This is a genomic window from Streptomyces sp. NPDC002499, from assembly GCF_053595415.1.
This window is the reverse complement of sequence record NZ_JBSFXO010000001.1, coordinates 428,917-448,396: the sequence shown is the minus strand read 5'-3', so window position 1 is coordinate 448,396 and position 19,480 is coordinate 428,917. Positions and strand designations below refer to the sequence as shown.

17 protein-coding genes and 2 pseudogenes are annotated in these 19,480 nt (G+C 68.6%); 11 read left to right on the top strand and 8 right to left on the bottom strand.

The genetic code is table 11. The features are described 5' to 3' along the window. Positions 1-62: 62 nt before the first annotated feature. Positions 63-557, bottom strand: coding sequence for a MarR family winged helix-turn-helix transcriptional regulator (locus ACWD5F_RS02050; protein WP_451250172.1), 495 nt, complete (start codon positions 555-557; stop codon positions 63-65). 72 nt (positions 558-629) lie between these two features. On the opposite strand from ACWD5F_RS02050, the gene ACWD5F_RS02045 reads away from it, so the two are divergent. Both ACWD5F_RS02045 and ACWD5F_RS02040 read left to right on the top strand, forming a co-directional pair. Next, positions 630-1,961: a multidrug effflux MFS transporter gene (locus ACWD5F_RS02045; RefSeq protein ID WP_451250171.1), complete on the top strand. Its 1,332-nt coding sequence runs from the start codon at positions 630-632 to the stop codon at positions 1,959-1,961. 40 nt (positions 1,962-2,001) lie between these two features. After that, a pseudogene (locus ACWD5F_RS02040) lies at positions 2,002-2,333 on the top strand (transposase); the annotation flags it as partial. A 43-nt stretch (positions 2,334-2,376) separates the two neighbouring features. Here the strand turns inward: ACWD5F_RS02040 and ACWD5F_RS02035 are convergent. Then, positions 2,377-5,997 carry an NACHT domain-containing protein gene (locus ACWD5F_RS02035; RefSeq protein WP_451250169.1) on the bottom strand — a complete coding sequence of 1,207 codons (3,621 nt, stop codon included), beginning with the start codon at positions 5,995-5,997 and terminating at the stop codon, positions 2,377-2,379. A 404-nt stretch (positions 5,998-6,401) separates the two neighbouring features. Then, positions 6,402-6,663, bottom strand: a pseudogene (locus tag ACWD5F_RS02030) (IS5/IS1182 family transposase); the annotation flags it as partial. 208 nt (positions 6,664-6,871) lie between these two features. Between ACWD5F_RS02030 and ACWD5F_RS02025 the strand changes: the two are divergent. Together ACWD5F_RS02025 and ACWD5F_RS02020 are read left to right on the top strand one after the other, a co-directional pair. Further along, positions 6,872-7,810: a MerR family transcriptional regulator gene (locus ACWD5F_RS02025; RefSeq protein WP_451250167.1), complete on the top strand. Its 939-nt coding sequence runs from the start codon at positions 6,872-6,874 to the stop codon at positions 7,808-7,810. A gap of 71 nt (positions 7,811-7,881) precedes the next feature. Beyond that, positions 7,882-8,451 (top strand): GNAT family N-acetyltransferase, encoded by a 570-nt coding sequence (locus ACWD5F_RS02020; RefSeq protein WP_451250165.1) that lies wholly within the window; start codon positions 7,882-7,884, stop codon positions 8,449-8,451. A gap of 37 nt (positions 8,452-8,488) precedes the next feature. Here ACWD5F_RS02020 and ACWD5F_RS02015 read toward each other — a convergent pair whose 3' ends face one another. Both ACWD5F_RS02015 and ACWD5F_RS02010 read right to left on the bottom strand, forming a co-directional pair. Continuing rightward, the gene (locus ACWD5F_RS02015) at positions 8,489-8,989 is read right to left on the bottom strand and encodes a cysteine dioxygenase (protein WP_401724631.1); all 501 of its coding nucleotides are present in this window, start codon (positions 8,987-8,989) and stop codon (positions 8,489-8,491) included. Further along, entirely contained in the window at positions 8,986-9,873 is an 888-nt protein-coding gene (locus tag ACWD5F_RS02010) for an amidohydrolase family protein (RefSeq protein ID WP_451250163.1), read from the bottom strand. Before ACWD5F_RS02010 ends, ACWD5F_RS02015 begins: the two co-directional genes overlap by 4 nt. A gap of 169 nt (positions 9,874-10,042) precedes the next feature. On the opposite strand from ACWD5F_RS02010, the gene ACWD5F_RS02005 reads away from it, so the two are divergent. The 4 genes from ACWD5F_RS02005 to ACWD5F_RS01990 all read left to right on the top strand — a co-directional run bounded on the left by ACWD5F_RS02005 (position 10,043) and on the right by ACWD5F_RS01990 (position 13,824). Continuing rightward, on the top strand, positions 10,043-11,047 hold the full coding sequence (locus tag ACWD5F_RS02005; protein WP_451250162.1) for a LacI family DNA-binding transcriptional regulator: 1,005 nt from the start codon (positions 10,043-10,045) through the stop codon (positions 11,045-11,047). 193 nt (positions 11,048-11,240) lie between these two features. Beyond that, positions 11,241-12,020, top strand: coding sequence for an alpha/beta fold hydrolase (locus ACWD5F_RS02000; RefSeq protein ID WP_451250160.1), 780 nt, complete (start codon positions 11,241-11,243; stop codon positions 12,018-12,020). A gap of 115 nt (positions 12,021-12,135) precedes the next feature. Then, a complete protein-coding gene (locus tag ACWD5F_RS01995; protein WP_451250158.1) occupies positions 12,136-13,377 on the top strand; it encodes a PP2C family protein-serine/threonine phosphatase in 1,242 nt (413 codons plus the stop codon). Between the two features lie 39 nt (positions 13,378-13,416). Continuing rightward, on the top strand, positions 13,417-13,824 hold the full coding sequence (locus ACWD5F_RS01990) for a DUF3224 domain-containing protein (protein ID WP_451250157.1): 408 nt from the start codon (positions 13,417-13,419) through the stop codon (positions 13,822-13,824). A 33-nt stretch (positions 13,825-13,857) separates the two neighbouring features. Here the strand turns inward: ACWD5F_RS01990 and ACWD5F_RS01985 are convergent, their stop codons facing one another. From ACWD5F_RS01985 to ACWD5F_RS01975, 3 genes are all read right to left on the bottom strand, one after another. Beyond that, the gene (locus tag ACWD5F_RS01985) at positions 13,858-14,475 is read right to left on the bottom strand and encodes a hypothetical protein (protein ID WP_451250156.1); all 618 of its coding nucleotides are present in this window, start codon (positions 14,473-14,475) and stop codon (positions 13,858-13,860) included. A 31-nt stretch (positions 14,476-14,506) separates the two neighbouring features. Beyond that, positions 14,507-15,904, bottom strand: coding sequence for an FAD-dependent oxidoreductase (locus tag ACWD5F_RS01980; RefSeq protein ID WP_451250154.1), 1,398 nt, complete (start codon positions 15,902-15,904; stop codon positions 14,507-14,509). A gap of 160 nt (positions 15,905-16,064) precedes the next feature. Then, positions 16,065-16,871: an inositol monophosphatase family protein gene (locus tag ACWD5F_RS01975; RefSeq protein WP_451250152.1), complete on the bottom strand. Its 807-nt coding sequence runs from the start codon at positions 16,869-16,871 to the stop codon at positions 16,065-16,067. 165 nt (positions 16,872-17,036) lie between these two features. Here ACWD5F_RS01975 and ACWD5F_RS01970 point away from each other — a divergent pair, with 165 nt between their 5' ends. From ACWD5F_RS01970 to ACWD5F_RS01960, 3 genes are all read left to right on the top strand, one after another. Continuing rightward, entirely contained in the window at positions 17,037-17,444 is a 408-nt protein-coding gene (locus ACWD5F_RS01970; protein ID WP_451250150.1) for a hypothetical protein, read from the top strand. 61 nt (positions 17,445-17,505) lie between these two features. Beyond that, positions 17,506-18,039: a chloramphenicol phosphotransferase CPT gene (gene cpt / locus ACWD5F_RS01965; RefSeq protein ID WP_451250149.1), complete on the top strand. Its 534-nt coding sequence runs from the start codon at positions 17,506-17,508 to the stop codon at positions 18,037-18,039. Between the two features lie 132 nt (positions 18,040-18,171). Beyond that, positions 18,172-19,473, top strand: coding sequence for an aminotransferase (locus ACWD5F_RS01960; protein WP_451250147.1), 1,302 nt, complete (start codon positions 18,172-18,174; stop codon positions 19,471-19,473). Positions 19,474-19,480 lie beyond the last annotated feature (7 nt).

Here is a 19,480-nt window from a genome sequence, read left to right as displayed (position 1 = left end):
TTCGAAGTTTCCCGACCCTGTTCAGTTCTGTGTGAACTGTCTGAATTGCCGTGTGGGCAGCGTCAGTTGTGGCCCCCGTGTCCCTCCATGACCTCCACGAGCCGCCCGAGCGCCCGCAGAACCTGCTCCCGGTCCTCGCCGAGTCCCTTCAGCAACGCGACCTCGGCGGCGAGTTGGCGCGGAAAGAACGCGTCGACGGCCTGCGCGCCGGCCGGCGTGATGGTGACCAGGGCGGCGCGCCGGTCGGCCGGGTTGGGGGTGCGGGCGATGAAACCGCGCTTCTCCAGCTTCGCGAGGGTCTTGCTGACACCGGCGCGCGAGAGACCGAGGCCGTCGGCCAGACCGCGGGCGATCATCGGATCCTTCGCGTGCCGGAGCGGGATGAGCATGTCGACCTCCGGCGCGGTGAGCGGGGCGCCGGCGTAGAGGGGTTCGACGGCATGGGCGAGCAGGCCCGTGGCGTGTTTGAGCAGGCCCACCAGTTCCATGGGGGAGGTGTCGAGCTCGGGGTGGTGTTCGGCCCACTGGGCGCGGATCTCGGCGGGGGTGGAGGGCATGCGGCTCGTGTTCTCGCTTCCGGGGTGTCGCGACTATTTGTTAACCAGTGAATCATCAGTTACCTTTCCTTCATGGTATCGCCGTCCCCCTCCTCTGGCGCCTCCTCACGCGTCCCCGTCGCAGTCCCTTCCCCGCCGGACTCCGATCCGTCCCGGCGATCCGCGATCACGCTGGTCGTGGTCCTGAGCGCGCTGACCGCGGTGGCCCCGCTCGCCATCGACATGTACGTCCCGGGTTTCCCCGCGATGGGGGACTCGCTCGGGGCGAGCAGCTCCGCCGTGCAACTGACCATGACCGCCTTCCTCGCCGGACTCGTCGTGGGCCAGCTCCTGATCGGCCCGATCAGCGACGGACTGGGCCGCCGCAGACTCCTGACCGGTGGCGCGATCGCCTTCATAGTCTTCTCCCTCGCCTGCGCCGTGGCACCGAACATCGCCGTCCTGACCGGCGCCCGCTTCCTCCAGGGCGTGGCCGGAGCGGCAGGCATGGTGCTCGCCCGAGCCGTCCTCACCGACCGCTTCCACGGGCCCGAACTGCCCCGCTACTTCGCCGTGTTGTCCCAGATCATGGGTGTCGCCCCGATCGCCGCACCCGTACTCGGCGGAGCGCTGCTGGCCGTGTCCACCTGGCGTGCGGTGTTCGTCGCCCTCGCCGTCCTGGGCGTCCTGCTGGTGTTCGGCGTGGTGCGCGGTGTCCCGGAGTCACTGCCGCCCGAGCGACGGCACCGGGGCGGCGTGCCGAGCACCTTCCGCGCGATGGGGACCCTGCTGGCCGACCGTACGTTCATGGGTTACGTCCTCGTCCTGGCGATGGTCTCGGCGGCGCTGTTCGCCTACGTCAGCGGCTCCAGCTTCGTCTTCGAGAACCTGCACGGCGTCTCCTCGACGACGTACTCCCTCATCTTCGCGAGCAATGCCGTCGGCATGCTGATCTCGGGTGCGGCCTTCTCCCAACTCGCCTCGCGCGTCGGCCTGAACGCGCTGCTCTGCGCGGGCGTGGCCGTCGCGGCCCTCGGTGCCGTGGCCCAGGTGCTGTTGGTGTCGACCGCGGGAGAGACCCTGGCGGGCACCTGGGCCACGCTGTTCGTCACCGTTCTCGGCATCGGCCTGGTCATTCCCTCGACGATGGCTCTCGGCCAGACCCTCGGCCGCGGCGCGCCCGGCGCCGCCTCCGCGCTCCTGGGCGGCTTCCAGTTCCTCTTCGGGGCACTGGCCGCGCCGGTCGTCGGTCTCTTCGGAGAGGACAGTTCCCTGCCCATGGCCGTCATCATGCTGATCGCCGCCGGTGCGGCGGGAGTCGCGCTGATACTGCTCGCCCGGCCGTGGCTGGGACACGGGGAGCCCACGGCGGTGAAGCCGGGGAGGGGTGGCCGTTCCGAGTCCACGTCCGGGCGGGCGACTTAGACGCCATTTCAGTTGGCGTGATCTTGCGGCAGTCTGGGTGATGACTGCTGCGCTTGTCGAGCGGATGACGCCGGAAGAGCTGTGGACGTTGTTTCAGCGGGTGGTGCCGCCGGCGCCGATCCGACTGCAAGGCGGAGGACATCGTCGGCGAGGGGACCGCGAGGTGCTGGCGGCGAGCGTCTTCGTGGCCACCTCGGGCTGCACCTGGAATCAACTCCCGCCAGGCTTCGGCCTGTCCGGGGTCACCGCCTTTCGGCGGTTCACCGACTGGATCGAGGCCAGAGTGTGGGCCAAACTCCACCGCCTGTCCTGGACGAACTCGGCGCCCGGGGCGAGCTGGACTGGTCGCGGTGCGCGATCGACTCCGTCAGCGACCCTCATATGTCACCGCAGGCTGACCAAGTGAAATGACGTCTTAGTCGACGATCTCACCACCTGCGAGTTGAACGGCATCGAGGACAGCAGGAGAGAGTCCGCTGTCGCGAGAGATCTTTACCCCGGTGAGAGCCTCGTTGAAGGACACCCGGTGCAGAGGTGTGCCGGAAGCACACGAACGTATGGCAAGCTCACCGGATTCCGATTGGCTGACGAAATGCGTGCCATCCGGGCTCAAGCCGACGCTGTTCACTCCCAGAGCGACATCATGGGACCAGACTAGGCGCCATTCGTCTTCCAGGCTTCGCGCTTCGACGCCCGTCGAGGTGGTACTGACGAGCAATTTCTCGGACTCTGTCCAAAAGAATCGAGCCTCCCAGTCGTTCCGCCTCCCGGCCGAGAATACAGAAACCGGTGGAGTACCTATAAGGCGTCCATTCAGATCGTAGAATCGACATTCGCCTCCATCGTTGTGCGCAATCGCCAGCGAGTTATCACTCAACCAGAAACTCTCGTCGCGCTTACTGAACGGAATGCGAGCTGCCTCCCGGTCGTACCTGAGTTCATCAGCATCGAAAATGTGAATGACGATGCTGTCTTCGAGGATGCTGACCAGTCTGAGGGAGGATTCCCAAAAGACCCTGGGGGAGTCGGTCGGAAAATTCACGCGGCCAACAGATTCCAAGGAGTCAGGGTCCACCAGATCCGCGATCACTTCATCCGAAGGGTGGAAAACCGTCAGGAGGCGGCGATCACAAGATGACAACTCTCCAGTCACCCGCAGGGGAACGGTGCGCACCTTGCGACCTTCTCGCACGTCAAACAAATGTGACTCAGAACCTCCCGACACCCAGATGTGGGATTCCTTCAGCGACTCGTAAACCCCTCGCCTCTTCGCTGGCATTTCCGCAAGAACCCCATTGAACTTCCGCAGCGACGAACCCGGCGTGCCTGCAGGCCAGTAGTACAGACTGCGATGGTCCAACATAAAGACGGAATTGTCTGATCCGACGTGGTCCCAGCCGATCACCACGCCACCACGAAGAATTGAGTGGCCGTCCAGATGCGCCCCAGTAAGGTCCGAGTGCCGGAGGTCGGTCCATTGCAGATCAACTCCCCTTAGATTCACCTCTCGGAGATCCCTGTGGGAGAGATCCTGAAATGCAAGGTCATGGTTCCCGTTAATTCCGCTGAGGTTCATTCCACGCAGATCGACATCAGCGCTACCGTCCTCCTCGATCGAGAATCCCCGCAGCAGGGTGAACGTGTTACCCCCGATAAAACCGACCTCATCGGACTTTCCCACGGTGGAGTGCAGGACCGAAAGCAAGGCATCTCTCGAATCCGGGAAATCACGAATTATGGCGGACAGGAAGGGGAATGTACTGAAGTCGGGCACCATGTTCCCAAACGTTTCCCTAAGTCGATCGGTGGGCTCGATGGCGAACCCCGACAGCAAGGGGAGCTGCCCGTCGATGCGGCGTAGCGAAAAGTACTGCGACCAGCGGTAGCGTGTACTCTGCTCGGTCGAGTTGTCAGGCAGTCCCTCTCCCGTGTCGGTCAACAGGCCGAGATACTCGCCGCCCAGCATGCCGAGCTCTGCAGCAAACTTGTATGCAACAAAGAACTCGATGAGCGACTTGTGGGCCGGAGTATAGTCGCCGTCGGAATTACGGATCAGCAGCCCCTGACCACGCATATCGTGCTGCCAGTAGTCCAGGTCGCGTGAACTTTCTACCTCCGCACCGAAGAACGATCTGATGCGATCTGGGAACTCCCTGTAGTTCATGCTGAGAGAACCGCTCTGCAGCATCTCCCAGGAGACCTCGCAGAGAAAGTAGACCTTGTCGGCCCTTGACGTGAACGTACGCTCCGCCTCGATGTCACGGTCCATTTTCCGACGGACCGCATAGAGGTAGATGCGGGCCAGATCGATGATGGCCCCGCCGGAGATCTCCGGAAGCGCATCCTGCACCAACTCTGACATGACCGGGCGGCGCATGAGGTCGAGAACTTCACTCCGCGCCATGATCATGGAGGCCTGGTCAGGCGTCGTGATGTGGCCCAGCATCATCTTGACCTGTTCGTCGTCAAAGGGAACGAGGTCTACTATCTCGAAGGTGGGGGCGTCAACTGCTACCAGACTCGTCGATGCTGAGATCCGAGCCCCTAGCAGGTCTCTGGCCTCCTTGCTCTCGGGAAAATACTCCGTGCGGCTACTCAGGAGAACCTTGGATCCCGGCACGACGACTTTGGCCAACTCCCAGAAATTACTCACCATCGCATTTCTGTCAACCCTGGCCGCCATCTCGTCGAAACCGTCAAAAATCAGGAGCAGCCGCCCCATGCGGTTCAACTCAAGAAAGACAGAATAGCCGCCCGGCAGGATCGAGTGCTTGCGGAAGAAGAATTCCGACAGCATGGATTCGACTGTGGCACGCTTTGCATAGTCACGCAACGGAATGACAAGAGGAAGCCTGGGCCTTGGCAATTTGAGACGTTTGGCCTCGCGCCAGATCTTGGCCGTTTCCCAGGCGAATTTCAGGGAGAACCAGGACTTTCCCATTCCGAACTCGCCCAAAAGGGAAAGATGTTTCTTGGTCGGATCCTCGATCCAGGATCGGACATAATTCTCCAGCCCACCCTCTCGCCAATCGTATGTACTCTTACTGGTAGTCGTCCCGCTGGCCGGGTCGATGTCGTCCTTGCTGCAGGACAGGGGCACATATCGTGTATCGATGTGGCGGCGCCGAATTTCTTCCTCAAGCCAATCGATGTAGGGTTCGAAGTCCGCCTCTTCATCGATAAGTTCGTCAAAGGTGTAGCAGAAGAGTGATTGTTCTGCTGCTTCTGCCGACTCTCTGGCTGCCTTGCTCACCCGGCGCGTCGAGACACACCATCCCTCTGCCGCCGCATGGTCGTCGACCAAACGGCCAAGGGTCTGCACATGATGCGCACCGACTTCACCGCCGATGCCGAGCACGACTACGCGGTCGTAGCGTCCTCGGCGTACTGGTACATCGACGTGCCACAGGAACTCCTCGGAGTTCTCGTAAACGACGTTTTGCAGGTTTGTCTTGACCGCTACGAACCAGGATCGCAAGTCCGTTGCGAGTCGCTCAGCCGACGTCGACGATGCCCTCGGTGGGTCGATCTCCTGCCGGTGCCTCTCTTCAGCTGTATGGGTTCGGTCGATCCGAGCTACGACTTCTTGGATGTTCTCGACCCTTGACTCAAGTCTGGCTTGGGCGGCAGTCCTACTACGGTCGATGAGCCGGTGGAACGCGTCCGTGAATCCGGCCACTTCTCTCCGGAGGTCGTAGTCGATTCTGCCGAATTCTCCAGTCTCCTGATTCCTTTCGAACACCAGGTCTGCCTCACGCCTCAGGAAGTCCCAGTTTCCGGAGCTCAGAGAATCCTTGACGGCCTGCTTCATGTACTGGTCCTTGAAGAACTGCAGAACCGGATCAGGTTTTCCGTAACCCCATTCGACAAGGGTGTAGGCATACAGGGTGTCAAAGTCTGCCGGGGGGACAGCCGGGTCAAGGTGCAATTTACGGAGGACCGCAATGACAGCCTGGTTCCTCCCGATAGCTGCCTTTGCGGGCTGAGCTGCACTTCTCAGAACCAGGCCGAGGGCCGCACTGACGACGTCTGCCACTGATTCCCCCAGAGAACAAGGCATGCCGGAACCGCTATGAGCGCTTGAGTCTAGCCACCTAGAAGCGTCCGTGTCAGGGTTTTGTCTGACCCGGCAAGAGTTGACGGCAGATGCTCACGCGAACTGGCTCGGCATCCGTGGTCGCCAACGGGCTGGTGTAATTTGCAGCAGCGAGAACACCTGAGCGTGCAGAAGCCGGATGACCCTTGGGCAGCTCGGCGTCAAAGGCGAGGGAGGACCTGCCACTATCAATTCCTCACCAGAACGGTGGCTACCGCAGGGCTGCCCTTGGTCCGGCTGCACGGCCACGCTGCTGACCGCAGCTTCACCCTGCGACGATCATGATGACTACCTCGCCGATCCTGAGCAGAAGTTCTTTCCGGGACAGCCTTGAAGACGCCGTTTCAGTAGGTGAGTCGGCGGTGGCATATAAGGGTGGTGGGATGGCAGTGAACGTGAGGAAGCGTTCCCGTTTGCGTTCATAGCGGCGATGGCGGCCATGGCGGCCGGACGGCGAGGGCGCAGTCCGTTGCACGGCCCGCTGATGCCGGCCCGGCGTCGGGGTGGCTCGATGCCCTTGCGGGCGAGGTGGTGCCGGATACCCCGGGAGGACGGCCACCGCCGCAGGTACCGGTAGGCGTAGCCCTTGTCCACGTGCCTCGCTCCACTCGACGAACCGGCGGAAGGCCGTCACGCATCACCCCGGACTGCCGCAAGATCACACCAACTGAAATCACGTCTTAGGGTTCGACCACCGGGGCGTGGACGTAGTCCTTCCACAGGCCCACAGCCGCGCTGACGTCGCCTGGCTGAAGACAGTTGCGGGTGAGCGCAGACTTGAGTCTCCTCCAGGGGGAGACAGGAGGGTGGGCTCATGGACGGCGACACCCTCTACTCGATCGGTGAACTGGCCCGGCGCACCGGGCTGACGGTCAAGACGATCCGGTTCTATTCCGATCGCGGCATCGTGACGCCCGCCGACCGCACTCACGCCGGCTACCGGCGCTACGCCCCGGAGGCCGTCGCCCGCCTTGCCCTCGTGCGGACACTTCGCGAACTGGGGCTCGGCCTCGACATGATCCGGCAAGTCGTGGACCAGGAACTCACACTCGGCGAAGTCGCCGCGGAGCACGCCGCCGCACTGGACGTACAGATCAGCATCCTGCGTCTGCGACGGGCGGTGCTGACGGCCGCCGCCGAACGCGAGCCCACCCCCAAGGAGATGGAACTCATGCACCAGCTGGCCACGCTGTCCGAAGCCGAACGCCGACGCCTGATCGACGACTTCCTCGACAGCGTCTTCGGCGGCCCGCGCAGAGACTCCCGCTTTGCCGCAGCTCGGCGCTCCATGACACCCGAACTGCCCGACAACCCTACGGACGAGCAGGTCAGGGCATGGGTGGAGCTGGCAGAACTCTCCCTGGACCCGGACTTCCGAGCCACTGTGCGGCGCCTGACCGAAGACCATGCGGCCGGCCTGCCCGACGGTTCCGCCGTACCGCCGCGCCCGGACGTGGTCGCCGTCACCCGTGATCTCGTCGGACCAGTTGCGGCGTCCGGCATCAGCCCGGATTCGCCCCAGGCCGATCCGGTCGTCGCGGCGCTCACCGCTCGATGCGCGCTCGCCCACGGCCGCTCCGAGGACCCCACACCGCACAGGTGGCTGCTGCACCGTCTGGAAGCCGCGAGCGATCCGCGCAGGGACCGCTACCTCCAACTGCTCGCCCTGATCAACGGCTGGCAGGCGCCGGACCCCCTCGCCCCGGTGATCGACTGGTCCGTCACGGCTCTGCGCACACGGGCGTCGCGATGACGCAACAGCCTCACGGTCCCGCACAGCCGAACGAAGCGCTCAGAGCCACTACGGCCACATACCCTCGTCCGATGGACAAGATCGGCGCACGACTGGAGGCAGACGCCACACCGTCAGCCTCGGCCCTCATCCTGCGTCCTTGGCGCCTGACGGATGCCGCCGAACTGGTTGAGCTGTATCGCGATGACGTCCTGCGCCGCTGGACGAACTCGGCTGTGCACGACGAGGCGAGCGCGGCGCGGTGGGTTCAGGAGCAGCAACGGGGATGGGAGACGGGGGACCGCTTCGGATTCGCCATCGTGGAATCCCAAGCCACCGGTGATGAGGGGCAGTTGGCGGGCCACGTGGTCCTCAAGAACGTCACTCCGGGTGGTTCGTCCGCCGAGGTCGGCTACTGGACCGCGGCGCATGCGCGCGGCCGGGGAGTGGCGCCCAGAGCACTGCAGGCGCTCACGGACTGGGCCTTCGCCGCCTTCCCCGGTGACGGACTGACGCGCCTGGAACTCCTGCACCAGTTGGACAACGCGGCGTCATGCCGCGTCGCCCAGAAGAGCCGGTACGAACTGACCACGCGCCTGCCCGCGGCACCGCCGGCGTACCCCCTTGCCGGTCACGTACACGTACGGACGCGCGAACTCTGACCGCTCCAGCGGGTGTTGGAGCTTCTGACACTGCTCCTCACGCGGCCGGCGCATCCAACGGCCGCAGTTCGTCCGCGTACGAGACGGAGATGCGGCGCATCAGGCCGTCCTCGGTGATGTCGTACTGGCCGAGACGCCACAGCGGCGGCGAGTACGCGTGGATGGAGACCGCGTCGTCGGTCGCCCCGGTGAGGCGGTGGATGTGCTCGGGGCCGAAGCAGAAGGACTGGCCCGCGGGGACGGTGACGGAGAGATGGGTGCCGCCGATGCGCGGGTTGGACTCGTTCAGCGCGCCCTGGACGACACCGACGGCGCCGGAGGAGATGTCGTGGTCGTGCCAGCCGGTGTCGTTCTGCCTGGTCCAGCACAGCAGCCAGACGTCGACGTACTCGTCGCGGTACAGGGAGGCGTAGTGGCGCTGTTCGTCGGAGAACGCGACCTGCTCGCGCCACAGGTCGGGCCGCGCGGCGAGTTCGTCCACGAGCGCCTGGAGTTCGCGCTTGTCGAGTGAGCGGTCGGGCAGGGCGTCGTACGTCATCGGGTGGCTCCCTTCAGGAGGCGGGCGGGGTTGATGGTGCGCACGGCGTGGGCGGCGGCGTCCGCACCGAGGTCGGCAGGGGTGGCGTAGGGGCGGTCGCTGCCGGCGACGAGCACGTCGATGCCGACGGCCCGCACGAGCGCGTCCACCGCGCGCGTGCCGTACGACGAGGTCTCGTAGAACGCGTCGAAGTCCACCTCGCCGCGCCCGCCCCCGCGGGCCGCGAACCGTTCGCCGTGCAGCGGCGCCAGACCGGCGAGCGCGGCGAAACAGACACGCAGACGCGGGTGACGCGCGCGGCCGAAGGCCCGGAAGGCGAACCAGGACGCGTGCATCTGCTGGAGATAGGGGACGAGCGCGGCCCACCACGGGGGAGCACCGGGCGTCGGCGGGGCGACTCCGGGGTGCACGAAGAGCGGCTTGTCGTGGCGGGTGAGGACGTCCAGGAGCGGCGCGCAGCTCTGCCAGCCGGCCTCGTCCAGCAGTGCGGTGGCGGGGAGTTGGAGTCCCACGCAGCCGCGCCGGAGCTCGCGCTCGACCGCTTCCGGTTCCGGCGCCGACAGGCAGGTCGAGGCCCAGGCGCCGAACGGCGGCGGGAGCGCGAGCACACCGTCGTGGAACGCCGTCAGCAGCGGTACGGCCTCGGCGGGCGGCAGGTACTCGATGCCGAGCGGACCGGAGAGCGACACCAGGGCCAGGTCGAGACCGTCGGCGGCGGCGAGGCGGGTGCGGGCCGCGAGGTCGTGGTCCGCCGGGTCGACCTCGTACGGCGGCTCGCCCGCCAGGCGCAGGGTCCAGCCGTGGAGGTACGGGTGTGTCGTGCGGGCACGGAGCAGTTCGGTGAACTCGGGTGGCCAGAAGTGCTGGTGGACGTCGGTGGGCACGGGGCGGTCCTTGTGAGCGCGGCGTGGGCGGGGCTCGGTCGTTGGGTAGTTAAGCGCTTCACTGATGCGGTTAAGTTAAGCGATTAACAAGAGTGTGTGTCAAGGGCACCGGTAGCCGCGCGGGCGCGGCGGCGGGACCGGGCGGAACGGCCCCGGTAGGCTTCCGTACATGGCCAGGCCCGCAAAGCGCACCACCCTCCGGGAGGTGGCCGAGGCCACCGGTCTCTCCACCGCCGCCGTCTCCTATGCCCTGCGCGGCAAACAGGTCTCCAAGGAGACGGAGGAACGGGTCCGCAGGGCCGCCGCCGAACTCGGCTACGAGGCCGACCCCATCGCCCGCGCCCTGGCGAGCGGCCGCACCAGCATGGTCGGCGTGCTCGCGGGCGACCTCAGCGACCTGTGGCAGCAGCAGCTGATGGCGGCCATCGGCCGGGAGCTGCTGGCCTGCGACCGCTACGCGCTGACCGTCGACGCGGGCGGCGACCCCCACCGCGAACTGGCGCTCGCCAAGCAACTGCGCGACCAGCGCGTCGACGCGCTGCTCGTGTCGCCGGTCGACCCCTCGGCGGAGGAATGGGCCGCGCTCGCCGAGGCCCTCCCCGTGGTGGCCGTCGGCGACTCCCTCCAGAAGGCCCGTACGGCCGGGCAGGTCATCTTCGACAACCGGGCCGGTATCGACGCCGTCCTGGAGTACCTGCACGGACTCGGCCACCGCCGGGTCACCGTCCTGACCCCGACCCGCCCCAGCACCCCCGACCGGCCCGCCGACGTCTACGTCTCCGAAGCGGCCGGGCGCCTCGGCCTGCACACCGAACTCGTCCCCTGCCCACAGGAGTTGGGCGAGGCGACGGCGGTGGCGCGCCGAGTCCTCGAGGGCCCGCGGCCCGCGACCGCCGTCTTCTGCTTCTCCGACTCCCTGGCCTACGGGGTCTACGCCGCCGCGGCCGAGGTCTCGCTGGAGGTCGGGCGGGACGTCTCCGTCGTCGGCTTCGACGACCACCCGGTGTCCCGGGTGCTCACCCCGCCGCTGACCACGGTTGGTTGGGGACAGGCCGGCATCGCCGCGGAGGCGGCCCGGTTGACGGTCGCGGCGATCGAGGGGAAACGGGTGCGGCGGAAGCGGATCCTGTGCGCGCCGGTGATGAGCGAGCGAGGGTCGGCGGTACGCGTCTAGGGCCAGGCCGGCTCGCCCACCGTGGATCCAGTGCACCCCGGTGGACTCGCCCACAGGCACGCACGGTTGGATGGCGCGCGTAACGGAATACCCGGCTCACCTTTTACGCGATCCACGGCTCACCTCTTGTCGAGCCGCGCGTGCCCCCATTGCTCCGCATCTCCGCCGACCTCACCGCATCCAGGAGACCCGCATGCCGCAGCTCGAAGTCGACGGCGCAGCCCTGACGTACGACGACGACGGTCCCCGTGAGGGCGACGGGGTGCCCTTGGTGTTCGTGCACGGCTGGACGGCCGACCGGCATCGCTGGGACCACCAGTTCGCGCATTTCGCCGGGCAGCGGCGGGTCGTACGGCTGGACCTGCGCGGTCATGGCGAGAGCACGGGCGCGGGAGTGCGGACCGTGCGGGAGCTGGCGCGGGACGTCCTGGCCCTCCTCGACCACCTGGAGATCGACCGGTGCGTCCTGATCGGCCACTCCATGGGCGGCATGATCGCCCAGACCATCGCCCTCGAGCACGCCGAGCGGGTCGAGCGCCTGGGGCTGGTCGACTCGATCAGCCGTATGACGTACAGCTGGGCCCGGGGTCTGCTGATGGGCGTGTCGACGCTCCTGCCGTTCAAGCTGTTCGTCGCCGCGAACATCCAGCGGGCCTTCGCCCCGGGCTACCCGCGTGAGGAGATCCGCAAGTACATCGCGGCCTCCGAGGCCACACCCAAGGAAGTGGTGATGACGCTGTACGGCGCCATGCGCGCCTTCGACGTCCTCGACCGGCTCGGTGAGATCCAGGCGCCCACTCTGATCGTGCACGGCTACCACGACATCCAACTGCCGTTGCCGCAGATGCTGCGGATGGCCAAGGGCATCCCGGACGCGCTGGTCCGCATCATCGACGCCGGCCACGAACTGCCGGTGGAGAAGCCCGCGGAGCTGACCGCCGCCCTCGACGCCTTCCTCGGCGACCGGGTCTGAGACGACGTCCGTCCGGCCACGCCCACCGCACCACGGACGGGTCATTACCGCCCGATCGGCCGTGCCGGTGTTGGGATGGTCATGATGGAAGGGGATGGTGTTGGACGGTGACCGGATGGCCGGGCCCGGAGCGGACGAGGCGGATCGTTTCGCCCTCGCGCAGCGGGCCGTCGGTGTGATCGGAACGACGCTCGACGAGCGCAGGACGGCGGCGGAGTGCGCCGGGTTCCTCGTCGAGGAACTGTGCGACGCCGCGGCCGTGGACCTCTTCCCCGACGAGTTCAGGGAGCCGTTCGCGGACAAGCCCACGCGGGACGAGTACCGGCGGGCCGACCGTGGCGCCCTGCGCGGCGCCGCGTCGGCGGGCCGTCGCGCCCTCCTGGACAACCTCCAGCACGTGCCGCGCGGCGACATCCTGGTCCGGGCGCTGGACGCGGGCCGCCCCATCACGGCCTCCTTCACCCCCGACGACCAGGAACCCGTGGCCGCCCTGTCCGTCCCGCTCCTGGCCGGGGAACGGGCCTACGGCGCACTCCTCGCGGTCCGCACCGGCCCGGCCTTCGACGACGACGAGGCCGCCGCGATCCACTACACGGCCCGCCTGACCGCCGCCCACCTCCATCACGCGGCGGAACACCGCCGGCTGCGGGACACGGCGTTCAACCTCCAGGAGGTCCTGCTCGCCGAACCCAGCCGCCCCCACCCCAACCTCGACATGGCCACCCGCTACCTGCCGACCGGCAGCAACGCCGTGGTCGGCGGGGACTGGTTCGAGACCGTACGCCTGCACTACGGCCGCACGCTCCTGGTGATCGGCGACGTCATAGGGCACGGCCTGGACGCGGCGGTCGACATGAACGCCTACCGCTCGATGCTGCGCTACGTCGCCTCCACCGACCTGCCTCCGCACCGGATCCTGCGCCAGATGGACGCGGCCATGTCCAAGGACGGCAACCGCCGCCCCGCGACCTGTCTGCTCGCCCTGGTGGACCCCGCGCGCGGTACGGTCGCCTTCGCCACCGCGGGCCACCTGCCGCCCGCCGTCTTCCACCGCGACGGCACCGGCGAACTGATCCCCCTGCCCGTCGGCCCACCCCTCGGCACGGGTTTCGCCGACTACGAGACCACGAGCCTCGCGCTCGCCCCCGACGACACCCTGGTGATGTTCACCGACGGACTCGTCGAACGCCGCGGCGAGGACATCGACGCCTCCCTGTCCCGCCTCGCCCACCTGCGCCTGCGCCCCGGCCAGGACGTGACCGCGGTCCTCGACGAGATCCTCACGCGCCTCGACGCGGACCGGGCGGACGACGACGTGGCCGTCATGACGGCCCGGCTGCACCCTCGGCCGAGCTGAGCCCACCGACTGTCAGACCCCGGCGCTACCGTCGGACCCATGAGAGCCACCGGAACCTTCACCGTCAAAGCGTTCACCCCGACCGAACTGAAGCCGGAACCGGACATCTCCACCGGGCTCCCGGTGGGCGTCGCCACCTTGGAGAAGGCCTACGAAGGTGACGTCACCGGCCGCTCGGCGACCTTGTTCACCGCCGCCTTCGACCAGGGCACCGGCGTCGGCACCTATGTGGCCATGGAGTCCTTCGAGGGCACGCTCCACGGCAGGGACGGCGCCTTCAACTTCGTCCACTCGGCGACGACTTCGGGCACCGACCGCACCGCGGAGTTCTTCCTGATCGTGCCGTCGAGCGGCACGGGAGAACTGACCGGGATCACCGGCGCGGGCGGCATGGCCGTCGACGCGGACGGCACGCATCGGATCTGGTTCGACTACGAGGTGGGCTGAGACACGGCGGTCGCGGACGGTCGGGCAAGTCACTCAGTGTCGGCCCCGTCCCCACCGCTTCCGCCACCCCACCGGGGACACGCGCTCGCGCTCGTATCCCGTATGGGTGAGGAACGCCTCGATCACCTCCGCCGCGGCCCGATGGGGCGCCGCCGCCCTCAGCTCCGCGTCGTACCCGTCGGGCAACGGCGGTGCCACCAGGGCGACTTCGTCCCCGGACCGGAGCCGCAGCAGCACGGCCCGCAGTCCCGCCGGATCACCCGGCACGGTACGCAGACGCGCGTGCAGCCGGTCCTGCGAGGGGGCGTACAGGCGCACCCGGGCCAGCAGCGCACCGGACCTGAACTCCGCCCAGCGATCGAGTCCGAGACCGCGGAACGGCGGCTCCTGCCAAGGGCGTTGTGCGTCCAGGTGCGCCAGCAGCCGCCGGAGGAAGTCCCGGACGGACGGTTCGTCATGCGGCTGCCAGGACAGATCGTCCGCCCAGGCCGCCGCCAGCGCCGCCTCGATGTCCGCGTACTGCTCTTCGGCGGTGAGGTCGTAGAAGGGCCGTTCCAGCATCATGCGCGCGATCCGCTCGACCTCGGCGTCGCTCAACTCCTGGCTGAACTGCACGCAGTAGAGGACCGCGACGACCACCCCGAGACGCATGCGCACAGTATGACCACGCCAGGGCCGCCGGTCATGAGGTGAGGGCGTCCAGGAGTTCCGCGCGCGAGGGACCCGGCGGCATGAGGCCCTTCGACTCTGACACCAGGCGGGTGACGGCGTCGGTGAGCGCGGGGGCGCGCAGTTCCTCGTGCGCACCGGGCAGCAGGTGCGCCGCGGCCCGTTCGGCGCGCAGCGCGTCCGGGTCGCGCTGGGCGAGCCGTCCAAGAGCCCGGGCGCGGAGCCAGTCGGGGTGTTCGTAGGGCAGGCCTGCCGCGTGAGCGTCCATCTCGGCCAGCCGGTGCCGGGTGTAGGCGACGGTCTGCCGGTACGCCCGTCCCAGCCCGTCGTCGGTCGCCCCGCCGAACGCCGCCGCGAACTCCGCCGGGTCGTCCGTGCCCGCCCGCTCGCGCAGCAGATCGCGCAGGATGACGCTGTGGTGCAGGCTCATCGCCAGCCCGCGCCCGACCGTCGGCACGGTGAGGGCCCAGGCGTCCCCGATCGCCACCAGCCCGGTCACGAGGGGCTGTTCGGCGTCGTACAGAGTCCGCCTGCGATGGGTGAGACGGGCCATCGTCCGCACTCCGCTGGTGATGGGCCGTCCCGCCAGCCACACGCCCGCGCCCGGGAACAGCCGTACCGCCGCCGTCCAGGCGGCCTCGTCGCGCAGCAGGTCGCGCAGTTCGTGGTCGTCGGTGCGGCTGATGAGGCCGAGCGAGTACGTGCCGTGGTCGGCCGGGATGCGCAGGAGACCGAGCGAGCCGTGCTCGACGAGCAGCGGGAACGTGTCGGCGGGCAGGGCGCCGTCGGGGGAGCGGAAGTAGCGGCTGTGGTACGTGAATCCGCGCTCGCCGGACTCCTCCAAGGTCCCCGGCACGCCGATCTCCCGCAGCCGGGCGGGGAGCCGGGACCTGCGCCCGGTGCAGTCGACGACCAGATCCGCCGGCATCCGGCCCGCGCTCGTCTCCACGCCGGTCACGTGCGGAACCGGCCCGCTTTCGGCAGCGCGCAGCCCGAGCCAGCTGACACCCCACCGGATCCGGATACCGGCCGCCTCGGCCGCGCGGAGAGCGGCGGACTCCAGGAGCGGACGCCGGGCGGCGAGGGTGTCGAACCGCGCGTCGTCCGCGCGCGGCCTGCCGCCCAGACCGGGCTCGGGCGCCACCACATTCATGCGCACCGCGCCGGCCGCCGTCATCCGCTCCACCAGGTCCGGCAGCTGCGTCTCGGCCCGCTGAAGCCAACTGGCCAGCGGGAGATGGACGAGGCGCAGCTGGGGGATGCCGGGGCGCTCCCACCGCGACCAGCCCGCCTCCGGGTCCGTCGGCGGTGGCTGCGGATCGCGATCCAAGACGGTCACGTCGTGGCCGTCCTGGGCCAGGAGCAGGGCTGTCTGGAGGCCGCCGAGGGCGGCGCCGAGTACGACGATCATCGACACGAGGACATCTCTTCCCGTGCGGGCAGGGCCTGGCGCATGGTCGGACGCCGTCACCCGCTCAGGGGTTGCTCGCGGACTCCGGACGGGCCCCTGGCCGGCGTTTCTCGAACCGGCCGGCGAGCGGTCGGATCCGTAGACCCGTCCTCCCCGCCCGCTACGCCCCGCCGCCTTCCCAGCCGACCGTCGCGCGCCACAACTCCAGGGTCTCCTCGGCCGCTCCCGGCGCGACCAACAGCAACGGCTCGTCGTAGGCCGGGAGTTGGGGCATCGCCACCGCGCCCGCCTCGGTGGCGATGAGGAGGGCGGGCAGGCCGTCCACCGGGTGGAACTCGCCGATCGCGGCGGCCGTCGCGCGGCCCGCCGCGACCTGGGCCAGGGACAGGGCCGTCGAGCCCATGACGCGGGCCGTGCAGTGACGGGCCGAGAGCCGCGCGAGCAGGGTGTCCAGGCCGGCCCAGTGCGCGTGTGCCGCCCACTCCGTCATGAAGACATGGCCGGTCAGCGTCGTGTGGTCCGCCGCGTGGATGGGGACGCCGTTGAGGTGCGCGCCGCCGCCCCGCACCGCCGTGAACACCTCGCGCCGCCAGGGGTCCGCCACCACGCCCAGCAGCGGTGAGCCGTCCGGCTCCGCCAGGCCCAGCGAGAAGGAGCACCAGCCGAGGCCGTGGGCGTAGTTGGTGGTGCCGTCCACGGGGTCGATCACCCAGTGCGGCGCGCCGGACGCGCCCTCCTGGGCGCCGTACTCCTCGCCGTCGATGCCCCAGTCCGGGTACTCCCGCCGCAGCACCGAGCGTACGTGCGTCTCCACGGCCTCGTCCGTGTCCGTCACGATGTCCGCCGGGCTCGCCTTCTGCCGGACCGGGCCACCGGCACCGCCGTTCCCGCCGCGGATCGTCTCGGACGCCCACTCGGCCAACTCCACGGCCACTCGTAGGGCGCCGTCCAGGTCATGCCCGGTCACAGCTGTCCACCACCTTGATCACGTCGTCGCGGCTGTCTCGGCCGGTGCGGCCAGGGACATGGGACACGGGTCGGGCCCCATGTCCGTCGTCCCCACGGCATACATGACCGGAACGATGGGTCAACAACCAGGGCCAAGCGCGCGCCGCACTGAGAAGATCTGTCCATGACGCGCTCCGTTCGATCCCAGACATCCTGCGGCCGCCCCGGTTCCGGTTCCCGGCTCTCCCTCTGTTCGAAGAACTCGGTGCTGTCCATCGGCTCGGTGGACTCGTTCATGTGCATCGGCTCCGCCTCCTCGGTGCTGTCGATCGGCTCGGCCGCCTCCGCGTTGTCGGTCGGTTCCGCCGCCTCGCTCCTGTCGCTCGGCTCCGCCACCAGCGTGCTGTCCGTCGGGTCGGCGCTGTCGGCCGGTTCGGTGCTGTCGTTCGCCTCCGTGGGCTCCCGGCTCAGCTTCGGGGAGTTCTTCGCCGAGCGCCCGTCCCGCGCCCTGGCGACGGGCGCGCTCGCCGTGGGCGTCGTCCTGGCACTCTCGACCGCGCAGGTCGCGCGCCGCCGCCGTCTCCGCCCGTAGGCTGGCCGAACCGCGAGAAATTGCCGCCCGGCCGTCGTGGGGTCCGTCCTACTGTGGCGCGATGACGACTCAGGTGATCGTGTTGAACGGCGGGTCCAGCTCCGGCAAGTCCGGGATCGTACGGTGCTTGCAGGCCGTGCTGCCCGATCCGTGGCTGGTGTTCGCGGTGGACGTGCTGGTCGACTCGATGCCCGCGTCCCTGACCACCTCGGCCGCGGGCATCGAGTTCGCGCCGGACGGCGGCGTGATCGTGGGCCCGGAGTTCCGGACCCTGCAAGCTGCCTGGCGGGAGGGCGTCGCCGCGACGGTCCGCGCGGGCGCCTGGATCGTCGTGGACGACGTCTTCCTCGGCGGGACGGCCTCCCAGCAGGAGTGGCGCAAGGCCTTCGAGGGGCTGGACGTGCTGTGGGTCGGCGTCAGGTGCGACGCCGAGATCGCCGCGGGCCGCGAGATCGCGCGCGGGGACCGGGTGCGGGGGATGGCGGCCTCCCAGGCGGAACTGGTCCACCAGGGCGTGGACTACGACCTGGAGGTGGACACCTCGCACACCGAGGCCTTGGAGTGCGCGCGAATCATCGCAGCCTGGATCGAGTGAACGGCGGGTCTTCGTCAACCTCACGCGTCCGGCCGCAAATCCGGTGAGCCGGGCGGCCGCCACTTGTTAGGTTCGCCGAAGGCCCACCCCACAGGCCGCCCAGAACTCCGCTCGCCCTCCGGAAAGAGCACCATGCCGACCACCGCAGACCCCGCCACCCTCGCCGCACACCTCGAACAGGCACGCCGCGACTACGCCGACCTCCGCGACCGCAAGCTGTCCCTGGACCTGAGCCGGGGCAAGCCCTCGCCCGAGCAGCTCGACCTCGCCACCGAGCTGCTCTCCCTCCCCGGTGACCGGTACACGGCCGCCGACGGCACCGACTGCCGCAACTACGGTGCCCCGCTGGGCCTGCGTGAACTGCGGGAGATCTTCAGCCCGTTGCTCGACGTGCCCACGGACCAACTGCTCGCCGTCGGCAACTCCAGCCTGGAACTCATGCACGACTGCGTCGTCCACGCCCTTCTGGGCACCACCCTGCCGGGCGCGCAAGGGCGTTGGGTCGACGAGGGCCGGATCGCGTTCCTGTGTCCCGTGCCCGGCTACGACCGCCACTTCGACCTGTGCGAGCGGTTCGGCATCGACATGATCCCCGTACCGCTCACGGAGACGGGCCCGGACATGGAGGTCGTGGAGGACCTCGTCCGCACCGACCCGCGGATCAAGGGCATCTGGTGCGTGCCCAAGTACAGCAACCCCTCCGGCATCACCTACAGCGACGACACCGCCCGACGCCTCGCCGAGATGCCCACGGCCGCCGCCGACTTCCGCATCTTCTGGGACAACGCGTACGCGGTGCACCACCTCACCGACGAGGAGACCGGGGTCGCCGACATCCTCACGGCGTGCGCGGAGGCCGGTCACCCGGATCGCGCGTTCGTCTTCGGCTCCACCTCGAAGATCACGTTCGGCGGTGCCGGGGTCGCCTTCTTCGGCTCCTCGCCGGCCAACGTCGACTGGCTGCGCCGGTACAGCGGAAAGCGGTCCATCGGCCCCGACAAGGTCAACCAGCTCCGCCACGTGCTGTTCCTGAAGGACACCGACGGAGTGCGCCGGCACATGCTCCGGCACCGGGAGATCCTGCGGCCGAAGTTCGACATCGTGGACCGCGTCTTCACCGAGCAGCTCGACGGCACCGGACTCGCCGACTGGGCGCGCCCCAAGGGTGGTTACTTCATCACGCTCGACGTCCTGGAAGGCTGCGCCCGGGAGGTCGTACGGCTGGCGAGCGAGGCCGGCATCGCGCTGACGCCCGCCGGAGCCACCCACCCCCATCGCGAGGACCCCCAGGACAGCGTGATCCGGATCGCGCCCACCTTCCCGACCGCCGACGAGGTCGGACAGGTCGCCCACGCGGTGACGGTGTGCGTGCGACTCGCGGGCTACGAGAAGCTGGTGGGCGAGGCCGAGGCGGGACGGACCGGCCCGCGCTGACGGGCCG